At 51.7% G+C, this 20545-nt stretch carries 16 protein-coding genes; 4 read left to right on the top strand and 12 right to left on the bottom strand.

All coding sequences use genetic code 11. The features are described from left to right. Window positions 1-64: 64 nt before the first annotated feature. Window positions 65-2692, bottom strand: a complete 2628-nt coding sequence (locus ABD892_RS17675; RefSeq protein WP_345197299.1) for a helicase-related protein — start codon at window positions 2690-2692, stop codon at window positions 65-67. Between the two features lie 389 nt (window positions 2693-3081). Between ABD892_RS17675 and ABD892_RS17670 the strand changes: the two genes are divergently transcribed. Next, window positions 3082-4193 (top strand): IS3 family transposase gene (locus ABD892_RS17670; RefSeq protein WP_345197298.1). Its coding sequence is split into 2 segments (ribosomal slippage): window positions 3082-3334 and window positions 3334-4193, totalling 1113 coding nucleotides; the frame shifts between segments, so codons are not numbered across the junction. Window positions 4194-4453: 260 nt separating this feature from the next. Continuing rightward, complete coding sequence (locus ABD892_RS17665) at window positions 4454-5806, top strand: MvaI/BcnI family restriction endonuclease (RefSeq protein ID WP_345197297.1); 1353 nt, start codon at window positions 4454-4456, stop codon at window positions 5804-5806. On the opposite strand, the gene ABD892_RS17660 is transcribed toward ABD892_RS17665, so the two are convergent. The 9 genes from ABD892_RS17660 to ABD892_RS17620 all read right to left on the bottom strand — a co-directional run bounded on the left by ABD892_RS17660 (window position 5776) and on the right by ABD892_RS17620 (window position 18645). Continuing rightward, a complete protein-coding gene (locus ABD892_RS17660; protein ID WP_345197295.1) occupies window positions 5776-6270 on the bottom strand; it encodes a very short patch repair endonuclease in 495 nt (164 codons plus the stop codon). The two genes, ABD892_RS17665 and ABD892_RS17660, sit on opposite strands and share 31 nt — an antisense overlap. A gap of 58 nt (window positions 6271-6328) precedes the next feature. Then, entirely contained in the window at window positions 6329-7729 is a 1401-nt protein-coding gene (gene dcm / locus ABD892_RS17655) for a DNA (cytosine-5-)-methyltransferase (RefSeq protein WP_345197294.1), read from the bottom strand. 245 nt (window positions 7730-7974) lie between these two features. Then, window positions 7975-8208 (bottom strand): hypothetical protein, encoded by a 234-nt coding sequence (locus tag ABD892_RS17650; protein WP_345197293.1) that lies wholly within the window; start codon window positions 8206-8208, stop codon window positions 7975-7977. Beyond that, a complete protein-coding gene (locus tag ABD892_RS17645) occupies window positions 8208-10124 on the bottom strand; it encodes a hypothetical protein (protein WP_345197292.1) in 1917 nt (638 codons plus the stop codon). The genes ABD892_RS17650 and ABD892_RS17645 overlap by 1 nt, the downstream gene beginning before the upstream one ends. Continuing rightward, window positions 10117-10692, bottom strand: a complete 576-nt coding sequence (locus tag ABD892_RS17640; RefSeq protein WP_345197291.1) for a hypothetical protein — start codon at window positions 10690-10692, stop codon at window positions 10117-10119. The genes ABD892_RS17645 and ABD892_RS17640 overlap by 8 nt, the downstream gene beginning before the upstream one ends. Then, the gene (locus tag ABD892_RS17635; protein WP_345197290.1) at window positions 10692-11735 is read right to left on the bottom strand and encodes a hypothetical protein; all 1044 of its coding nucleotides are present in this window, start codon (window positions 11733-11735) and stop codon (window positions 10692-10694) included. The genes ABD892_RS17640 and ABD892_RS17635 overlap by 1 nt, the downstream gene beginning before the upstream one ends. Further along, the gene (locus tag ABD892_RS17630; protein WP_345197288.1) at window positions 11735-15262 is read right to left on the bottom strand and encodes a hypothetical protein; all 3528 of its coding nucleotides are present in this window, start codon (window positions 15260-15262) and stop codon (window positions 11735-11737) included. The genes ABD892_RS17635 and ABD892_RS17630 overlap by 1 nt, the downstream gene beginning before the upstream one ends. Before the next feature lie 18 nt (window positions 15263-15280). Beyond that, a complete protein-coding gene (locus tag ABD892_RS17625; RefSeq protein ID WP_345197287.1) occupies window positions 15281-15664 on the bottom strand; it encodes a hypothetical protein in 384 nt (127 codons plus the stop codon). Further along, window positions 15664-18645 carry a tape measure protein gene (locus ABD892_RS17620; RefSeq protein ID WP_345197286.1) on the bottom strand — a complete coding sequence of 994 codons (2982 nt, stop codon included), beginning with the start codon at window positions 18643-18645 and terminating at the stop codon, window positions 15664-15666. The genes ABD892_RS17625 and ABD892_RS17620 overlap by 1 nt, the downstream gene beginning before the upstream one ends. Before the next feature lie 101 nt (window positions 18646-18746). On the opposite strand from ABD892_RS17620, the gene ABD892_RS17615 reads away from it, so the two are divergent. Then, window positions 18747-18989 carry a hypothetical protein gene (locus ABD892_RS17615; protein ID WP_345197285.1) on the top strand — a complete coding sequence of 81 codons (243 nt, stop codon included), beginning with the start codon at window positions 18747-18749 and terminating at the stop codon, window positions 18987-18989. A 2-nt stretch (window positions 18990-18991) separates the two neighbouring features. On the opposite strand, the gene ABD892_RS17610 is transcribed toward ABD892_RS17615, so the two are convergent. Beyond that, window positions 18992-19735: a phage tail tube protein gene (locus ABD892_RS17610; protein ID WP_345197284.1), complete on the bottom strand. Its 744-nt coding sequence runs from the start codon at window positions 19733-19735 to the stop codon at window positions 18992-18994. 55 nt (window positions 19736-19790) lie between these two features. On the opposite strand from ABD892_RS17610, the gene ABD892_RS17605 reads away from it, so the two are divergent. Beyond that, window positions 19791-20186, top strand: coding sequence for a DUF2237 family protein (locus ABD892_RS17605; RefSeq protein WP_345197283.1), 396 nt, complete (start codon window positions 19791-19793; stop codon window positions 20184-20186). Between the two features lie 3 nt (window positions 20187-20189). Here the strand turns inward: ABD892_RS17605 and ABD892_RS17600 are convergent. Beyond that, window positions 20190-20545: hypothetical protein (locus ABD892_RS17600; RefSeq protein WP_345197282.1), on the bottom strand; the 356-nt coding region annotated here is incomplete at its 5' end.

Below are 20545 nucleotides of genomic sequence, written 5' to 3'. Positions count from 1 at the left end.
GAGAAATATCGGCCATGAAAGGGTTAATCGGGAGGTCAAATCCAATCGGTGGAAAGTGGACATTTTAAATCGGTGCTGACAGTCCCACACGACTGGAAGCCTGGATGTACTCAGCTGTGGTTTTCGGCTGACCATTGATCAGCATAATGCCGAGCCTTGATATATCCACCCCCACCGAAATCATATTGGTGCATGGAAGCACATCAATCGCTCCTTCTTTGTGGGCAGACACCTGAAGCTTATCAAGTACTTCAGGAATTCTTGCACCCTTGACATTGGCAGAGAGTTCCTCAACATGAGTACAGTCCCGGATATTTCCCGAGTCAGCAATCACACCAATACGGGCAGGAATATCATCCCTGGCCAGTGTCATGGTTTTACCCAGTTCCCGTCGGCTATTGTGATAAATGGGCAAGGTCCACCAGGTATCATAGGCCTGATCCGTTTGATCAGTCGCTATGGGTGCCTGTAACAAGGCTGCTGCCGTCTGAACCAGGGCTGTCTGGCCTGTATGCCCTGATGGCATAATGCCTAAATACAGGCGCCCGGGTTTACTCTTGTCTTCCCGTGAAAAAAAGGAGTCACTTTCATCAATACCTGGCGGTGGAAATATCTGGACTTCACGACCAAATAAACGACGATTTTGCTGTTCCGCTGACCGGATAGTAGCGGTAGCCGCAATAACCTTGGCCCTGCCTCCTGATTGCCGAATCAGTGTGTCAATTCCCGCCTCATAGATACCCGCAATAGTCCCCAGAGGACCGGAAATAAGATGCAGCTCATCCTGAATTATCAGGCTGGGCGGATTAAACTTGCCATCTCCAAAGAAAGCCCTGGTTTTCTCCAGCCACGCCAACCGGGCAAATTTATCCACGGTGCCAATCAACATACTGGGAGGATTTTGATAGAGCGCCTCATCGACCACCTGAATAGGCAAGTCATCATGAAAACTACAGGTACTTGTAGGGCAATAGAAAGCAAAACTGCTTTCTGTCGCATGCACACCATAATCCGCGTCGTCTTCTGTTCTTTCCGCTGGAACTATACTCGTACCGCACCATGGACAACGCTGTAGCTGAAACGGATTCTCAGGAACATCCTCCTCTCTGAGATTCAGATATTTTTCCAGTGCAGCAGGCCGGTCCCTGTCCCCAGAGGTAAACTTGTTGGGCGCACTGTCCTGTCCAACCCATAAACCCAGGGTGAAAGGCTCATTGCCCATCTCCTGGCGTAAATGCTTTCGCATGGTTTCCAGAGCACAGATCAGGGTTCCTGCACGCTGGAATTGCTGTGAGGTCAGTAATCGTAATGTGTAGCGCTTGATAACCGCTGTACCTGCGCCCTTCAAACCATCTTCCAGCCTTCGATAAAACATTTCCCAGGCCGCAACCGCCAGGTAGGCTTCTGTTTTACCACCACCCGTAGGGAACCACAGCAAATCCACTACATCACGGCTATCAGAATAGTCGCCTGCCTCATCATAAATCAGTGACTCAATAACCAATAACTGAAAGGCCAGCTGGAAAGGCCGCCAGTTATAATCCTTAAACTTGTCACCGAAATATTCCGGTGCAGTAAACTGGAATGTATCCCGCGCTCTTGCCGTACCGCCAAAGTCCTTGCCGCTATGAACCATCTGCATCAACATAGCCTGGTTAGCCAGTCGAAACGCACGCATGGCATTCGCTGATTTTTCCAGAGCCGCTATACCGCCCAGCATTCGATCTGCGGTTTCATTCAGACGAGAAAGGATTCTATCCCTGGCTGCTGTATGATGGTCAGCCACTGATGTCCGCTCTATCCCTTTGATCCAACTCCTGTAGGACTCAACAAATAGTTTCAAGCCGCTGACAAGCGTTTTTTCATTCGCCTGTTTGTCGTTGGCTATCGTCTGGATCGACAGGATATCTTCGGGTACATCCGGGAACTCAGAAAAATCAATATCAGTGCTGAAGCCGTAAACCTCTCTGGCAGGAACACTGGCTGAACTGATCCAGGCAGGAGTTTCATCGTACTCGTCTTCCCACACGCTGCCGCAGCCATGACCAACAGACCAGTTCACACGCTTGCTATAAAGCAGTGACAGCTCTTCCTGCTCTTCATCAAACCGGAAACGTTCAGTGCCGGGATACTCCTTAAACTGACCTTCTTCAAGCTGGCAATGGATTTTTGTCTGATACAGACAGTCAGCAGGATTCAGTTTAATACCGCTGGGGCGATCATTGGAAAGTGCAACGGTAACGATATGCCCACTTTTCCAGGGCCTTTTGACAATAGAAACCCTAGCCCTTTTATCAATTACCTGCTGCGATTTGGACTGCTCATGCAGACAATCAAAAATTACCGTTTCAGTTGCTGCTTTACGCTGCCACTTCGACTCGTCTCTGCTGTAGAGGCCTGCGGTCAGAACTATCTTCAGTTTTGCACCTTCAGACAATGCAAAGGATAGCGCCATTGATGACGGTTTAAATTCAGATGACAGAGATACCGAGTTATCCATCTCATCAGGGGTATCTTCACTGACCTCATCCTCTACCGCTTCCACCGGGAAAAGTATTCCCATCAAATAACGCTTGTGAGGCTTATCGTTAATTAACTCTTCAGGTCCGCCGACAGGGCCAACAAGCTGGTTCTCAATATATTTAACTATTTCATCCCGATGCCTGACATCGGCCTCTTGTTTTTGGCTCACTGGGCCTGACTCCTGTAATACCTGCTTCCAGGAAACAGATAGAGAAAAACATAAAATTTTCGCAACTGAGTTTTTTACTCTTTTGCAAAGTCAATGGCAACTGAAAAGGTCCCAAAAATCATACAGATGAGAAAGCTCTGACACATAAAAAATGAACGATGCAATCATGAGCAAAAAACACAAACACTACAGTCCCGCATTAAAGGCTAAAGTCGCGCTGGCGGCCATGGGGGGGATAAGACAGCGTCAGGACTGGCGGCTCGTTACCAGATTCATCCAACTATGGTGAGCACTTGAAAGCGGGGATTTCTCGATTGTAATCATCCCCTAAACTAGGGGCATTCCGAATTAGAGTTCTCCGACTAACACTGAGTCAAACGGAGAACGAAATGAAAAAATCACGTTTTACAGAAACCCAGATCATGAAGATCCTCAAGGAAGTGGAAGGCGGCAGGCTGGTCAAGGAGGTCTGCCGGGAATACGGCATTTCAGATGCCACCTACTACAACTGGAAGGCCAAATACGGTGGTATGGAAGTCTCCGATGTAAAACGGCTGAAAGAGCTCGAAGATGAAAACCGTCGACTTAAGCAGATGTTTGCAGAGCTCAGCCTGGATCACAAAATCCTCAAGGATATTGTCGAAAGAAAGCTGTGAAGCCAGCGCTTCGACGAGAGTTGGTTGACTACACGACGCAGTATCACAATGTCAGTCTTCGAAGAGCTTGTCGGATCGTTGGCATCAGTGACTCTGTGTATCGCTACCAGCCGGATAAGCGTAGAGATGAGCCTGTCATTGCAGCGCTTCTGGAGGCTGTTGAACGTTATCCTGCCTATGGCTTCAGCATGCTGTTCAAGATGCTCAAGCGGCAAGGATATCACTGGAACCACAAGCGCATTCACCGGATTTACTGTGAATTAAAGCTGAACAAACGTCGCCGGGGTAAGAAGCGATTGCCAGCCAGGAACCCGGAGCCATTGTGCGTTCCCTCGTCGATGAATCAATGCTGGCCAATGGACTTTATGAGCGATTCACTGATGTGTGGCAGACGTTTCAGAACCTTCAACATTGTGGACGACTTCAATCGTGAAGCCCTGGCCATTGAGATCGACCTGAACTTACCTGCTCAGCGGATAATCCGTGTACTTGAGCGGGTTGTTGCTTGGCGCGGCTATCCGAACAAGCTACGCATGGATAACGGTCCGGAGTTCATTTCAACAGCACTGGCTGAGTGGGCGGAGCAGCACCAGATCCAGTTGGAGTTCATCAAGCCAGGTACTCCGACCCAGAATTCGTACGTTGAACGTTTTAACCGGACTTACCGGGACGAAATACTCAACATGTATGTATTCAGGTCACTGAATGAAGTCCGGGAGCTGAGCGAGAACTGGATCCGGGAATACAACAATGAACGTCCACACAGTTCCCTGAACGATTTGACGCCATGGGAATATCTGGCCAAATCTGAGCAGCTGGAAAACTCTAATCCGGAATGCCCCTAGTTTAGGGGATGATTACAAACCCCTTAAAGACAGCTGTTATATCGACAATGCAGCCAAAAACTGCTTATTCAGCAGCAATACAATTACAATAGCCATATACACACCATCGACTATATATAAAAGCTATACAATGTATTTATATTTACTTATTTTTCAATATGTTATGATTTTTCGCCTTGTTTTACCCTTGTATCTACCTTGTATCATGGAAAAATTACGCATATCCTGAAAAGACGATCACATCCATGGAGTAAAATGCAATGATCTTTGAATTCAACTTCAACTCACTCAGCGCTCTCAGTGACATCCTTCGCAAACATGGAGTGCATGACGCCATTATTAAGCCGCTCAGCAAAAACCATAATGACAAGAACCAGGTATACTCCGGCTCTGACTTCAAACCCCTAACACCGTTTTTTGAAGTTTCCTTCCAAGAACGCTCAGCATGTATCAGCACCAAAAAAGGCGGGACACTCAAAGGCTCTTCCATTATGGAAGCCACATTTAACGTGTTTCACTGGCTCAACCGTTCAGAGGAGGAAGTGAGAGCTCGAAATGTCAAACTGATTATTTATCCCCAATACCCAGAAGCCCGCCTGTCAGGCTTCCAGACAGTAGACAACACCATGCCAGAGTCGATGTCAGTCGAATTCACCAAAGCCAACCCCGACTGCATACGCTATCTGGTTATGGGACGACGCGGACAAGGAGACGTCCTTGCTCTGATGATTCTGAACCCGGCACAAGGTCTCATTGATGAAATCAAAAAACTACCCAATGCAGAAAAATCTCGTGTCTGGAAGTATCTTGCACTTGACACTACCAGTAGCGATCGACTGGAGAACTTGCTGTCACTGGCAGCCAAGACGGATCACAAGGGATGCCGTCTGAATACAGAGGGGCTGGTAATCCCATTCAACGGCACACAGGTGTGCGGATACACCCTAGAACAAGCTTGCGGAATACTTCCCAACAGCGACAAGAACGGCGACTTCGAAGGCATTGAACTTAAAGCCCATACACAGAGAAAGATCACCCTTTTCACCCCAGAACCAGACATGGGGGATTACGCTGATAATTTTGACCAATTCATGAAGACATATGGCTATCAGGATGCCAACGGGAATTATCGGCTAACAGGGATTCACAAAGTGGGAACGATTTCAAAGAAAAGCGGCCTCCTCATGAAGATCGAAAACTACGATCCCTCAAGACCTGTTGCAGCACAAAGTAATATTTATGTTGCACTTCTGGATGAGAAAAACAAGCTGGCTGCAGGCTGGAGTCTAGAGCGTCTTCTAAACTGCTGGGGAGCAAAACACAATGAAGTTGTCTACGTACCGGCCTCCCGAACAGATGCTACCGATACCGACGACATCCGGGAAGGCTACAAATACAGAGTGTCCTTTGACAACAAGATACTTTGGTGCAGAAAGACATCTATAGACCGCCTTTTTCAAGCCATTCACAGTGGAGTAATCTTCTTGGATCCCGCCCCCAAATTGAATATCTCCGATAAAAGCCAGTCAAAACGCCGATCACAATGGAGAGTGAACGATATTGGCAAAGCAGCCAACCACCTTTACGAAGATGTGCGCCACATACTGTTGTGATGCCCCTCTTCAATAGAAAGGCCGGTGACTTCCATGGGAGCTCCGGCATAAATCAACCAGCTTTTTATGAGAAACACAACTTCATCAAGCGACTGCTTATGTCTCCCCCTTAATGCACACTCCCAAACAGTCAAAACTCGCCAACCCAACTGTTCCAACGCAAGGCCATTTGATTCATCCCGTAACTTGTTCTCAGTAATTTTTTTCTTCCAGAACGCCTGACGGCTTGATGGCCACTTGAACATGTGACAACCATGGCCATGCCAAAAACAGCCATTAATCTGGATAACAGCTCGATACTTGGGAAAAACCAGATCAGGCTTGCCTGGCAGGGATTTATCATGAAGACGATAGCGAAAGCCATGTGCAAACAGGGCCTTGCGAATGAGAAGCTCCGGATTCGTGTCTTTACCACGAATACTGGACATCATACGACTACGGACAGCGGGGCTGACAACATCCATCAGAATCGTTCCATGGGAACAGAATACCATCTGCTCCCGATTGAGTGACGTGAGTGAATTATGCGCCAGCGGCTTCCAGAAGTTCCTCCTGCGGACTTACTTCCTTAACCTTCGCAGCTCTCTCACGGTCAGTGATTTTCTTGGCTGCCAGTATCCGCTCTTTCATTAATTGGGCCACTGCAGCAAATACCGGCACAACGACAGAGTTACCAAACTGGCGGTAAGCTTGGGTATCAGACACCGGAATTCTGAAGTCATGTTCTCCCGGCTTCTCAAAGCCCATAAGACGGGCACATTCTCTGGGAGTCAGACGACGGGGGCGCTGTGCCTGATTTTTCTCATCCCAAAATTTCTTCTCTCCCAAAGTTTTGTCCCAGCCACGATCAATCAGAATCTCCGAACCATCCTTGTGGTAACGGGCTGACAATGTTCTGGCAATCGCTTTGGGGTTTTCAGGATCAACCAGCCCATAACCAAACCCATTCCCCTTGGCTTGATGTTTTTTCGCATACTCATATAGATATTCCCAGAGTCGTGGAGTCAGGATGTATTTGTCATCGACATCCTTGTCCAGCAGATCAGCAAAAGCCATCCGCTTCGAAGGAATCTCTGCAGCAATATCTTTCAGTGTAAAGCCTTCGTACACATGGAGATCCTTTCGGAATCCCACCAGCACAATCCGCTCACGATGCTGGGGAATGAAATGCTTACCATCAATAATCTTCGGGTCTCTTGTGCTCATATCCTCAATATCTGAAACCCAGTAACCCAGTTCATCCAGTGTTTCCGCGATAACCCTGAAAGTGTTTCCCTTGTCATGACTCTTCAGATTTTTCACGTTCTCAAGCACGAAAGCGGCCGGACGTTTCACCTCAATAATGCGGGCCACATCAAAAAACAGGGTTCCCTGGGTTTTGCATTCAAAGCCATGAGCGCGCCCAAGCGCATTCTTTTTGGAAACACCAGCCAGTGAAAAAGGCTGACAGGGAAAGCCCGCCAGCAGGACATCATGATCAGGGATATGCTTGTCGACAAACTCTTCGACTTGTGGATTTATTTCCGGATGCAATTCACTCAGGGTAACTTCCCGAATATCAGAATTAAAAGTGTGCTTTTCGGGGTCACTGTAGTGGTTAGCCTTGTAGGTTTGTACGGCATATTTATTCCACTCACTAGTGAACACACATTCACCACCAATGTCCTCAAAACCTTTACGAATACCACCAATTCCGGCAAACAGATCAATAAACTGGAAGGTCGGCGGTTCCTTGCCAACAGGCTTGGGAGGTAAAAGCCCCATCAAAAGGTGACGTTGTTCATCATTCAGACTGGGACCTTTTTCGGATTTGAACCATTTGCTGACTTCCGAGTGATGCTTGTAGCCAAGAGTCTGAGCTACATATTGTTTGCCCCAAATCTCGACAGTTTTATCCAATAGTTGTTTGTTGGTTAAGTTCATGTAACCGGAATTCCCGCTGGGTATTTTATGTGGTTTAGAGTCACACAAATGACCCAGACACTCAAGAGGTAGTTCCCGTGAAAGACAGAACCTGCCACTATTCACAGACAGGATGCAAAAAATCAAAATTCGACAGAAATTGAGAGAAAAACCTGAAGGAACTTGCATTGATACGGCATTACATCATTATCCATACCGGAATAAGGACTATAGCCCACTATTTTGACCTGGATCAGATCATTCCTCTAAACTTCTAAATCATAAAAAGGCAGATCAGGTACCTCCCGCTTGACTTCCCCCGCTTCAACAAAGACTTTTTTCCCAATACCCACAGAACCCCCTTTAGCCCTGATGATACTCGACGTACGTAACAGGACAACACTGGTACCATCACTGTGATGTTCAACTATCGTACCTACAACTCCAGCAGGTGATGCCAACAATCCTGTAAATCGTTTCCAGATACTGGTTGATGCCATCAGTAATGTCGCTCCAGTTCGACCCGCTGCGATACTTTACCTTTTCCGCCGCCTGCGGCCGTGATCGCTACGGACAGGCTGAGTCCATACCACGCCTCATCGGTCTCAATGACCTCCACCAATTTACCCGGCAACACCAGACCTGGTGATTCACCAACTGGCATCAGCGGTATTTCCAGCGTCACAACTGACTGATTTCCGCCCTTGGCCAGTTCATTTCTCCCTCGCTCAGTATTGAGGCCAACATCCACCAGCCAGTCATCGTAAATATCCGGTGCTGACTCATTACCAGCAGTGCCTTTACGCCTGACATTCACCGAAACGCCTGTATGAATCCCCGATACATATCCCGCATTGTATTGAGGCTCTGGTTTCCATTGGGCCGACAGGCCAATAATCATGCTCTCGGGAATTATGAAGTTTGTGATCGCTGTTCCTGGTTTCCAGTCCCACGGGCTTTGAGGATACCGAGGCTGGATGGTCAAAACATCTTCAGCCGCAGATGGGATGACCACCGCTCCTGCCGTTGTTGCAACTCTCGCAACAACCTGCATGGGAGTCTGCTCATGGTATGAGAAGGTGTTTTCTGGAAAGGTCCAGTCCGGTGTAACAAAATCGCCTTCGCTCTGCCAGTCCAGAGTAAAACCCGTGTTTTCAAGTTGCTGGATTGCTGCCTGCTTGGCATTAATAGGAGCGCTCTCACTGTGGGATCGAAGAGGCGCGTAAGGTGCTGCCAGCAATTTTGTTCTGCTCTCACCGTGAATCCGGTAACGCTCCCGGTTGAAACTACGGTTGGCTTCATAACGCTCAACGATAAACACCCAGCGCCAGCCGTTGATAGTGACCTCTATTTCCTTCGGGCCGTTCTGATCTGGCGCTACCCGGTTAAGGCTGGCGCGATTGTTGATCTGCGCTGACAGCTGCCAGGTGAAACTATCGATATCCAGTTCTATGGCCAGCTCAGTGACATCCAGTGGCTGCTGATCCGACCGGGTGACAACACTAATGGTGTTCATGATAAACCAGGTATCCTTGTCGGCGGGTCGTTCTGGGGAAGTGGGATCTTCAGGGTCGCTTGGATCTGTGGGATCAACAGGATCAATATTTGCCGTGAATCGAATACTGTAATCCCCATCGCTCCGTTGCTGGCTCTGCCCTGCTCCCCATGGCAGCTGACAGGCAGGATTGTACTGCTCGGCCACATCCCACGATGACTGGATACTGCTATTGCGCGGCCTGCTCGCCTTTGGGATGACCGGTGAGCCAAAAGTAAACCACACCGCATCATTGTTGGCTGGCGTGTAGAGTCCCCTCTGAAACACAAAGGCTAAACGAGCCGGTACCGGGATATATGTGGTCGGTTCGGTTTCCTCAGACAAGTGCTCCTGTACCCGATACCAGCCACCACTATGCTGTTGATCTTGACCCGGCGGATTGCCCCACAATATCAAGCGACTGATTGCTTTTGATGTAATGCTGTCGTCCCAACCTGAATGGATAGGTACTGCATCTTTGGCAGGAACGTCTCCCCACAAGCCTGCAACATCAGACTCACGACTTTGGCTATTTGCCCATTTCAGAACAGAACCTGTTTCTTTGCCAGGGACTCTTCCCCAGAGAGATTTGAGATCAGGCTCAATCTGTTTGCTTGCCACCTGCAGTCGAAGCTTTACATGGCTCTCATGAAGCGTTATTCGACGCCAACCAACATCCGCGCCTTTTTGTTTATCAACTGCAGGCTCCCAAGATGCTTGCCAACTGCGGGTTATTGATGGCGCTACCGGCCAGACGACAGACAGTGGTTTTACTGGCTCTCCAAACGCAACATCCAGCGTGATGCTTGCTGCATCAGGTACCGGGTAATCACTGTCACCATCCAACGTCAGACTTGACGGGTCAGGAAGAAAGTCAACCATTGTCAGTGACGTTTCTTATGGCAGGCAGCAAAGGGCCATGGGCTATGGCCTGATAGAATGGTCGGGCTTTAAACACGGCTGTTCCAACCAGTCCGGTATTGGTGCTGCCGTTATCCTCCCACCACTCGGGCTCTGATGAGCCTGATATTCCTTCACTCATGCACTCATAAACGAAGCCGGCACACTTCCCTGTCGTGGGATGGATGACATCGCCGGCAATGTAACGGGTGCTGGCCTGCCAGGTATCGCCATAGTCGTCCATGGCGAGCACCAAAACCGGTTCAGCAAAGCCGTTCAGGTTAATATCAAAACTGCCATCTGTCGTACTTTGACCACTGGCGACAATGACGCGCTCCGACAATTGCCCCTGCCGCTGTTGTTCCCGGTAGGAAACCACCACGATCTCTCTGTCAGCCGGTTCACCGTTCAACGACACCGTACCACTGACAAAGGTCTGTGCAGCATCCGGTGATGGCACATCAAGCACCACATTCGCGGCATCCGGTGCGTCATAGCCGTCCTGGACTGACAGCACCAGTGCGTTCGGGTTCGGAATGTATCCCGCCATCAGCCGAGAATCCTTTTCGGCGTTACGGGGCCGTGCAGCATGGGCTGGCGGAGTTTATAGGCTTCAAAGACGGCTGTGCCGCTGGCCAGCTGAGCGGTTGGCCATGGCTCGGTGGGAAGTGTTGCGTCTGTCGTGCCTGCCTGAATGCAAATATAGCGATAGCCGTTGGGTGTCTGGGGATGGGTAACGTCACTAATTCCATAAGCCGTATCAGGCTTTAGCAGGCTACCGTACTCATCAAAGGCATAAACCAGAATGCCATCGGTGTAGGGACTAGTGACCAGCTCAAAGCTGCCATCGCTTTCGCTGTCTATCTGGGCGATTAACTCATGGCGTTCCATGGTCACAGCCCGCACCGCTCTTGGTACAGGACTACCGTCTACCAGCGTCGTACCCCGCACATGGGTATAGCGACTGTAGTCGCCGGTCTGGGGGATCAGGGAGGGAACACTGCCTGGAGTCAGGTTCCAGAGGACAGGATCCAGATTGACGTATTCCGCCGAATCATAGATATCGCTGACCAGCACACCATCGCTATTATTGGGATCACGGTTCATGGCCACATAACAGCCGCTGGTATCGAAGCCTTCCTGATTAGCGATGTGCTTGAGCGTCGCCAGACCACTGAGCACCACGTTCTGGTAAACTGGCTGTCCCTGCGGCCAGTCCCGGGAAAGGTAGACGTCGCCGTTATGCTGCCAGTGGATTCTTACATCTTGAAGCACTGCCCCGTTATAACAGGTCTGGTGCAATCCCGTGGTGAGACCGCTGACAATGTAGAATTCAATATTGCGAATATCACCGCTACCCCAAAAGTGCCAGTAAGCGCCACAGGTCATGTTGATGACCTTGTGACCTTTGCCGTTCAGATGGAAATTACCACCATCGCCATTGGTATTGAGTACACGACCGTCCATATCCAGATCAGTGGTCAGCTCGTAGTAATAGCTCCCCGAGTCATGCCAGACAGCCTCAAAGTCCTCCGACGTCTGGATCAGGAAAGGCGTACTCTGACTGCCATCGCCAATTGCCAAAGTTGCCATCAGTCTGCGTCCCCCCTAATTTGCAGGGTGAAACGGTCATCATCGATAGTGCCCTGTCCTGACAGCACCGTTCGCACCAGCCAGCAGGGCGCCAGCGCACCGGTGGTGTTGAAGCGCAGCACATTACCGCTGCTCCAGCCGGTGCCCCAGCCGTCAAAGCGGATAATGAAATAAGGAACATGGGTTTCCGGGTTCATCGGCGCACAATCGCTGCCGGTTGATCCGGTGGCGATAATGCCAAGGTTTTCCTCAACCACACGGAAGGTACTACTGCTGGTAAAAATAATCGCCCAGCGGCCGTCCACCGCTCCCTTGTTACTGATCTCAATGGGATAGTTGATCAGGTTGTACTGGGCCGTGGTGTCATCACCGACGCGATGATTGCTCCAGTTGGGCTCGCCGCTATCCCAGGTGCGCTGGGTGAATTCATCATGTACCCGGGATTGAAGATCGCCATAAACGACGGCGCTGCTGACCAGCGTATCTTCTGCCGGAAAGTCCCAGGCCAGAGGCGTTGCCAGACTGATATCGCCGCTTATCTGCACATCGCTGACCAGCGCCATCTGCTCAATGCGGTCTTGGACGGTGAGTGTACCGGCTAGATCGTTCTCAAAGGTCACGGTACCGGCTTCCAGATTCACAGAATAATCCGCACTACTGATTGGAGTACCGGAGTCGTCCGTTAACGTGATTTCAGCCTGATGATCCCGGCTCAACGATACCGTTTGTCCGGCGGCAGGTGAGTTCACTGTCGTGTTATCGGTGTGAGCCAACACCACCACATCACCGGAACGATAGATGGGTACCCGACCATCGGCAGGTAAGCGCACCGGATCAAGGCCTATTAACTCGCTATCCAATGGGATACTGGTCAGCACCACACTGTTGAAGCGGATAGACTGCGGGATGACATGAATAGGATTGTCGCCATCGGTGAACTCTATCTGACACCAGCCGCTCTGGTAATCGATATAACCCAGCATCTCCGGGCTGCTGATCAGCCCGTTGTTGTCCGCTTGGGCACTAATGGTAGCGCCGGTGTCGGCACGCAGTGCGCTGATTTGCAAACTACCTGCACGAATCGGTGCGCCGGGTGTGCGAAAAGCGACACGGTCTGTCTGATAACCTGCAGCCGTTGTGGCAGAGGCCACCAGGTTTACCGCTGGACTGGCACCGTCCGGCCACTGGCTGAGGGTCACCTGTGAGCCGGTATAATCAATGCTGCCGACGATACTGCCCGCATTGATAGTGGTGGAGAGATTTCTGATAATGGCGCCATCCCGGTCCTGATAAAAAGCTCCGCCAAACTCAAACATCACCGAACCCGGTACCAGCGGTTCTGATGTATTGGGCAACAGCCGGATAAGCAAATCAGGCACAGTGACACTTTCAGCTTCTGGCTGATGGGAAAGCGCGTTCTCCTGCGCCACCACCGACAGGGTATTGCCCTGGTAGGTTTCCGTCAGGGTGGTGGTATCACCCTCGACGCGCTGGCGAGTGTAGGTCTTGCCAGCGAACTCATAGCTATAGGTGTTGATCTTGTAGGTCTTATAGCTGTAGTTCTGTTCAGCCTCGATGGAAAACTCACCCGTGGCATAGTTGATGGAGCCGACGCGCCCCTTCCAGCCCCCGGTACTGTCATCGGATACCGTATGGGTGACATTGTAAATTCGGTCATAAATCTGGATGGGCTTGATATTGGTGCCTTTCCAGGCACTGGGAACCTCTCCGATCCGCTCACAGGTAAACGTCAGTTTGACGCTGCCCGGTAGCAGGGGGGCGCCGGGAATGGTGCCGGTTGCGGTACCGCTGCCGTCTACATCAACACTGACCGGGCTGGTAATCTGGTTGCCCTGCTCATAGCTGACCGTGATGGCGGTGCCGACATCAGGCAAGGTATCCGGTACAAAGGCCAGCTCTCCGGACGCATAAATCAGGCTGCCAATACCGTCGCCGGAAAGAATCGCTGCGCCGTTGTCTGTTAACGTTTTGCTCTGGCCGCCACTGATATAGGTTATGGCGACGCTGCCCGGTTTAATCCCCGGGTGCGCTGTGGTGTGACGAATCTCCGGCTGTTGTGCAACCGCTGAGCCGGTATGGATGGTCAGCTCATCATCAAACGGCAGTGAATAGCTGACCACCAACGCTGTATCCACATCGGGCATGGCTTCCAGGGTCACGGCCACTGAACCGGTAGCGAAATTAATGGTGCCGCTGCCATTACCGGTCAGCAGTCCATTACCGGGATCGCGCAGTTCATACCATTTGCCCAGCGCCATGTAGCTCAGCACAAAACTGCCGGGACGGGGCTTTTCCTCCGGGAAAGCAAAGGTGTAGGTAAAGCCCCGGTTCTGCAGCTCAATCTGAACGACCTCGGAGACACTGATGCCGGTTGCTGCTGTTCCCGGCTGCCAGGTCGTGCTGGCATTACCGGTGAAATAACTGCTCGTCCGGTAAACGTCAATCTGGCCGGTTTCATAGTCGATGGTAATGCGCTCAAAAGGATCGGAGCCTGAAACATGAGTGAACTCACCGGCGCCATTGTCCTCATAAGTGCCACCATCAATGGCTAATATCAGACTCTGCCTGACCACACCCGCGCCCAGATAGGAGCGTGACTGGTTACCCTGGATATGTCCGAAAACCAGTGTCGTATTCAGTGTGCCATTGCGCGTTGGCAGAATCTGGCGACTGCCGCTGTAACCGGCCTCATCAATTACCGCTGTTTCGCTGGTAGCACTTGGCACCAGGTGGGCGTAAATGTCGTTGACCTTGATTTGGGTGCTGCCAGAACTGGCCGTTTCCCTGAGCGAGGAAGCACCATAGTATTTGGCAGCATCGGCCACCTGTGTGCTTTGTATCCGGGTGATTTGGGTGCTGTCACGGCGATCGGTACCGCTGGGGGTTGCTGTGCCCCCCGGGAAGGTTTGCTCCAGCGGTGAACTTATCCCCAGCGTCAAACGACGGCGGACAAAGTCTACATAGTTGTCATTGCGGCTGATAGTGAAGGTTTCGGTGCTGGCAGTAACATCAGTGATGCGGATGTACTGCTCCTGTCCGCTGTTTTCATCCAGCAGCCGATAGACCTCACCAATTTCAGGCAAACGATCTTCAGACCGTTGCACTGCCTGCATGCTGCGCTGCCCGACCAGCTGATCACCCAACAGCTCCCAGGGGGCATCCACAGCTGGCACCACATAAGACTCAATCCGGTTACGGGCCTCGGTACGCTCATCGGTCTGGCTGTCGGTGTTGAACAGCAGCACATCGACCCTGGTATCCTGCGGTGGTTCGGTAATGATCAGATGAGCGCCAAGGTAGGGATCGGTATTGTCGGTACTGACACCGGCATAGACTTTCCGGAGCGATACATCGCCCAGGGTGCGATCAATGCGGGAAATATCCCGAAACAGATTATTGATATCGCCATCAATCACCTCATTGCCGGTCGCACGACCGCCGCCGTCAGACTCATCGGTCAGGCGTTGAGAGGCGTAGAGTTTGACGTCATCCGGAAGAATCGCCATCCATGGTTCTCCGTGTGATCAGGGTGCGACGGTTAGCAGCCTGATGGTGAGCGAGTAAAGGTAATCATTGTCGGGGTAGGCATAGGGAAGCACCTGCCGGGCCTCAACTGCTGCGCCATTGCTGCGGTCAAAGATCACCTGAAAGGTTCGGGTGTCTGGCAGGGTAAGCGTCATCACCTTTCCGACTTCGGCTTCCAGCATCTTGAGCGCCTCAACGGTTGATCGTGAAACCCAACCTGACTGCTCTCCAGCAAGCTCAATCTCCTGCCCATAGCGTTTCGCCTGTTCCTGAACCAGCAATGCGCCAGTCAAAGTGCGCTCGGTTTCTTGGGCGACCGGCTGCCACTGGTACTCATTCACCCAGAGCAGATCATCTGGCAGTTCAATGTCATCCAGCGTCATCAGATGGATCTCATGCCGGCAGTCTCCAACGCCTTGAGGAGTTTCATTTCATCACTGTCTCGAATGCCGACGTCTACCTGTCCACCGGGATACTCCAGACGGATGACCTTCTCGGGCGCCGCTGCAGTGTTGGTCTGTTGAGGCGGTTTGGCTGGTGTCAATAGAGGCTGTGAGCTGGCCGGGCTTTGTTCCTGCTCACGCCGCCGTTCCCCGTTCTTTTCATCATTGATCTGACGACGCTTTTCGTTATACACCTGTCGATTAAGTCGCAATGATTTTTCCAGGTTGTTGATGGATTCGGCATCGCCCTTCTGACGGGCCTCTTCCAGCTCCGCCTCCAGTTCCCGGTTACGCTGCTCAAAGTTCCGTTTTTCGACCGCCTCGGTATTGCCACGCAGCTGATCAAGCTCGTTTTGCAGGCTTTCCAGGGTATTGCGAGTGCTGTCATTCAGGGCATCCATCTGTTGTTTGGCCTGAGCAAGCGCACTGTTCAGCGCACCAAGATCGGCCTCATTGAGCAGGTTCAGGTTGTTTCCCATGGAAGACGCCTGACGGGTAAAGGACTGAGCCGTCAGCTCACCGTTTCGCCATGATTGCATTAGTTCTTCAAAGGTTATTTTCTGTTCCAGGAATTTAGCCTTGGTCACTTCTGCAGCAATTGCCGTCTCCTTGAACCAGTCACTGATACCGGTAGTTTCCAGGTGTCCCATGGACTGACTGAGCGCCTGAGCCTTTTGTTGTGCCTTGCCCAGCTGCTCCCTGAGCATTGCGATTTCATTACCCGTATTGCGAATGCCATCACTGTCGTTGCCGGCATTGATTGCCTGAAATGCGGCTTCTGCCGCCGGACTCATGGCATGGAGTTCACTGGTAATGCCGTTGATATGGTTAGCCATCATCCCGGTGATTGATTGGGCGTCACCGGCTGCCTTGCTCATGCCATCAAAGGCGTTACCACCGTCGCTTTCAATCGACGTCAGGCCGGTGGCTGTGTCTTTGGCAGCCTGTTTGAGTTCATTGAGTTTTTCTTTGAGCTTTTCTGCCGCACTTTGGTAATCCTCAGCAGACAGCTTCTGCTCGTTGTAGGAACGGGCCAGTATGACGCCAATATCTGCCAACTCCGCACTGGTCTCCGATGCATCAATGGCATCCAGGGCGGACTGGATATCACTGTACAGGTTCGCCTTTGATTCAGCGGTTTGTTCGTTGCTCTGCTGGATGGTGTCGTTGGTTGATTTGACGGTCGCCGCCGTCTTTTGGGTAGCCTGTTGCATCTGGCGCTGGCTACCGGTAAAGGCTGAGGCCATATTATTGAGGCTTGCCCGGACCTGTTTGGCGTCTTCTGCCGTTTCCCGGGCAAAGCCGGCCATCACCTCACGGGTAGCCTCGCTGAAATGGCGTGTTTTCTTAGCCAGTTCATCTGCGTCAAAGACTTCCAGCACATCAGCCACACCTTGGGTTATCTGCGCCAGTGCACCGCTTATAAAGGTTGCGGCCCCCTTAACCACCAAGGTAAAGCTGTTAAAGAAGACGCTGATGGTATTGCCGATAATCCGAAAGGCGCCAACAATGCCGCTGGCCTGCTCGGCAATACTTGTAAAACCCTGACGAACCCGTTCAACAAAGTCATCCAGGGTAATGCCTTCAAAGGCTCCACGGATGCCCTCTGCCATGGCGATGAAACTGTCTGATATCGCTGTGGTCAGCGCCTGCAGCCTGCCATCCTTGTCCAACGCATCCAGTTTGTTGCTGAGTGTTGCCAGAGCCGAATTCACGTATTTCAGCCAGCCACTCTCAGCGACAGCGTTTTTGAATTCCTCCCAGCGATCTTTCAGGTTGGAGACATAACCGGACAGCAGTTGCATGTTGGCAGCCGCCGCACCGGACGACGACCGGCCAATCTCCGCAATCAAACCCCGAATAACATCAGTGCCCAGCTTGCCCTGCTCAGAGAGTTTGCGCAGCTCGGTGACATTACGTCCCGTGACATTGGCCAGCAACTCCCAAACAGGGACTCCGGCCTCAATCAACTGCCTTAGCTCCTCACCCTGCAGTTTCTGCTTACCCCAGGCCTGCCCCAATGCCAGACTGATACGCTGCAGTCGTTCATAGCTGCCCCCCAGCTTGCTGTTCACATCCACCAGGGCCTGCAGGGTGCCGTCCATGGGATCCAGGCCGAAGTTCTTCAGCGTGACAAAAGCTTCGGTAACCTGTTGCAATTGCAGCGGCGTATTGCGGGTAAACTCTCGAATCCAGTCAGTCGCCTCGCCCCCTGCCTCAATGGAGCCCATGATGGCGTTGAGCTGGATACGCAGGCGTTCAAAACGATCCCCTGTTTCCAGGATACCGGTCAGGGAGCGTTTAATCAGGTAAAGGCCCGAGGCCGCTGTGACCAGCCGCAGGAAGGAACCCGACAGGCGATTAATACTTTGCCGGGCATTGTCCGCGTCTGCTGCCGTTTGTCGAAACCGGTTGCGATGCAGCGTCTCACGGGTAGTGCGAGCCTTGCGGGAAACCGACTGGTAGGCTTCGGCCGTCGCCTTGAGCTTTTGTTGCAGTGATGCCTGCTGGCCAGCCAGATCGCGATTCGAGAGTCCCTGTTTTTCAAGGGAACGACGCAGTTCCGCCAGCTTGTCCCGCTGCTTTCCGTACTGATCATTGAGCGCACTGACGGTTTTGCGGGCCGAGGTCAGCTGCTGTTGCAGTCGTTTGGAAGGCTGTTCTGTCTGGCTGTAAGCCCTGGCCAGTTCCACGACCCGCTTTTGCGCCTCCCGATAGGCCCGGTTGCTGTCCCGTACTGTGGTGACCTGTTTTCGGAACACCGTTAGTAAACGATCCTGGCGCTCTAATGCCTTCAGTTCCGTCTTTAGATCACGGGCACGGCCATCCAGCTCGCCCAAAGAGTCCGCTGATTTGCGAATAACCCCGGAGAGCAGATCACGAGCTTTAAGTGTAAGTCGAATAGCGGATTCACGAATCATATCAAGGTAAATCCATAATTTCGTTTGTCCTATTGAAATGCCGCCATTTCTGAAGTCTCATAAAAACGAGTAGACAACAATCAACTAGAAATGAGGCGATTATGGAAATCAGATATATCATCACGCGTGGAAAAAAAGCCGGTACCGTTTGTGAACCTCACAAAACCCAAGCGGGAAAATTCGTCGTAAGCAAGACTCGATTTCAGGAAGATTACATCTATGTCGATACTTACGAGGAGATTCTGGATCACCTAAAGAAGGGCTTTAAGGTAAGAGTCAGTGATGTCAACACAAAGCGTTCACCGAGTCTTGTCGCCTACGACTCTCTTACCATCACTGAATAAAACTACTGCGCCAGATCCAGCCGCATAAACGGGCTCAGGCCGACGCCGCTAATTGTCGGGTCGGCAAGAATGTCCATGGCCAGCGGAATGCTGGCAAAGTCCTCCGAGATAAAGCCCAGGTTCTGCACCGGGGAGAATTTCACCCGGTGTACCCGAATACTGAACGGCAATCCTTCCTGGGCATCGTTGAGTCCTTCCATAAAGAGCGCGAACTCCTTCCCCGACTCCACCAGTGCCTGTACCGCATTGGCGACCAGCGGCGTATAGGAAACCGTAATACCCTGGTCGTCAATGGCGCCGCCATCCAGCACCCGGATACCGGATTTGGTCAGTTCATAGTCAACATTCTCGGTCAGAGGATTTGAAAGACTGTCGCTAACCGTGATCGTCTGGCTGAGATCTGGCAGTTTGTCGAAAGGAATCAGTTCATCGGCAATGCCGTGGCTGGCATGGGGTTCATCGGTCACGGCTCCTGCACCAATCTCACTGACTGAAGCGCGCAGGGCCAGGGCGATATTCTGAGCCGTGAAATCATGGGCGGTGATGGAACCGGTAATCCCGGAAATACGCGAGACCACATTGCGGTTACCACCACCGCCCAGGTAGTTCTTGAGTTCCTTCTTTTCCTCTTCGAAGCTGAAGGTAAACTCACTGACATTGCCCACCGGCAACAGTGGCGCAGATTGATCGTATGGCTGGATATGGATGCTGCCGGCGCCGATAAAACTGCGGTCAACTTGTGACATGGGTTCTCTCCCTGGGGTATATCCTTGGTGAACAGGCAAACGACGGAGGATGTCGATGAGTCAGCAACAATCCGCACAGAAATCCGTGCAAAAGAATGTGTTGGGCCAGCCGCTGCTGCCCTGTGGGCTGGATCCGGTAACCGGCTTTTTCCGCGATGGTTTCTGCCATACCTGCGATCAGGACAGCGGCATACACACGGTTTGCGCCGTGATGACCGAGGCATTTCTGGCATTTTCTCTCAAACAGGGCAATGACCTGATCACGCCCCATCCTGAATGGAATTTTCCCGGACTCAAAGCCGGTGATCACTGGTGTCTTTGCGCCCTGCGCTGGAAGGAGGCCTTTGAAGCCGGAAAGGCGCCCAGAGTGATACTGCAATCCACCCATGAGGCCACCCTGGAAGTCGTTAACCTCGCTGACCTGAAGCCGTTCGCGGTGGATCTCAATTAACTCTCAACCCAGAACCGCATCTACCTGCAGCCCAATATCCGCAAACGACAGGCGTCCATGGGCGGGAGCGATATCAAACTGTGTTTCGGTCAACTGAAGCTTACGGGCTTCCGGACAAAGTCGTGTACCTGGCGCCATTGCCTGACGGATCTGTCGGCTGAGCTGCAGCAGTGATTCAGTGGAAGCATCACTGGTGCGAACCGCCAGACTGATCAGAAACTGCAGCTGGTAAAGCCCGCGTTGACCGCGGCGATTGAGTTCAGTCAGCGATTCCAGCTGCACCAGTATGGCCGGCACTTCCAAGTCATCCTCAAGACCGGTGGCGGGATAGCCGACTTTGACGTTGGCACAAACGGATT

Source organism: Kistimonas scapharcae (genome assembly GCF_039540975.1).
Taxonomy (GTDB): domain Bacteria; phylum Pseudomonadota; class Gammaproteobacteria; order Pseudomonadales; family Endozoicomonadaceae; genus Kistimonas; species Kistimonas scapharcae.
The sequence above is the reverse complement of the archived record's forward strand: the minus strand, read 5'-3'. Positions and strand labels throughout refer to the sequence as shown.

Bases quoted from the DNA above. Each gene is read 5' to 3' on its own strand.
- ABD892_RS17665 (WP_345197297.1), top strand. From the start codon at position 4,454: ATGATCTTTGAATTCAACTTCAACTCACTCAGCGCTCTCAGTGACATC.
- ABD892_RS17660 (WP_345197295.1), bottom strand. From the start codon at position 6,270: ATGGATGTTGTCAGCCCCGCTGTCCGTAGTCGTATGATGTCCAGTATT.
- dcm (WP_345197294.1), bottom strand. From the start codon at position 7,729: ATGAACTTAACCAACAAACAACTATTGGATAAAACTGTCGAGATTTGG.
- ABD892_RS17650 (WP_345197293.1), bottom strand. From the start codon at position 8,208: ATGGCATCAACCAGTATCTGGAAACGATTTACAGGATTGTTGGCATCA.
- ABD892_RS17645 (WP_345197292.1), bottom strand. From the start codon at position 10,124: ATGGTTGACTTTCTTCCTGACCCGTCAAGTCTGACGTTGGATGGTGAC.
- ABD892_RS17640 (WP_345197291.1), bottom strand. From the start codon at position 10,692: ATGGCGGGATACATTCCGAACCCGAACGCACTGGTGCTGTCAGTCCAG.
- ABD892_RS17635 (WP_345197290.1), bottom strand. From the start codon at position 11,735: ATGGCAACTTTGGCAATTGGCGATGGCAGTCAGAGTACGCCTTTCCTG.
- ABD892_RS17630 (WP_345197288.1), bottom strand. From the start codon at position 15,262: ATGGCGATTCTTCCGGATGACGTCAAACTCTACGCCTCTCAACGCCTG.
- ABD892_RS17625 (WP_345197287.1), bottom strand. From the start codon at position 15,664: ATGACGCTGGATGACATTGAACTGCCAGATGATCTGCTCTGGGTGAAT.
- ABD892_RS17620 (WP_345197286.1), bottom strand. From the start codon at position 18,645: ATGATTCGTGAATCCGCTATTCGACTTACACTTAAAGCTCGTGATCTG.
- ABD892_RS17615 (WP_345197285.1), top strand. From the start codon at position 18,747: ATGGAAATCAGATATATCATCACGCGTGGAAAAAAAGCCGGTACCGTT.
- ABD892_RS17610 (WP_345197284.1), bottom strand. From the start codon at position 19,735: ATGTCACAAGTTGACCGCAGTTTTATCGGCGCCGGCAGCATCCATATC.
- ABD892_RS17605 (WP_345197283.1), top strand. From the start codon at position 19,791: ATGAGTCAGCAACAATCCGCACAGAAATCCGTGCAAAAGAATGTGTTG.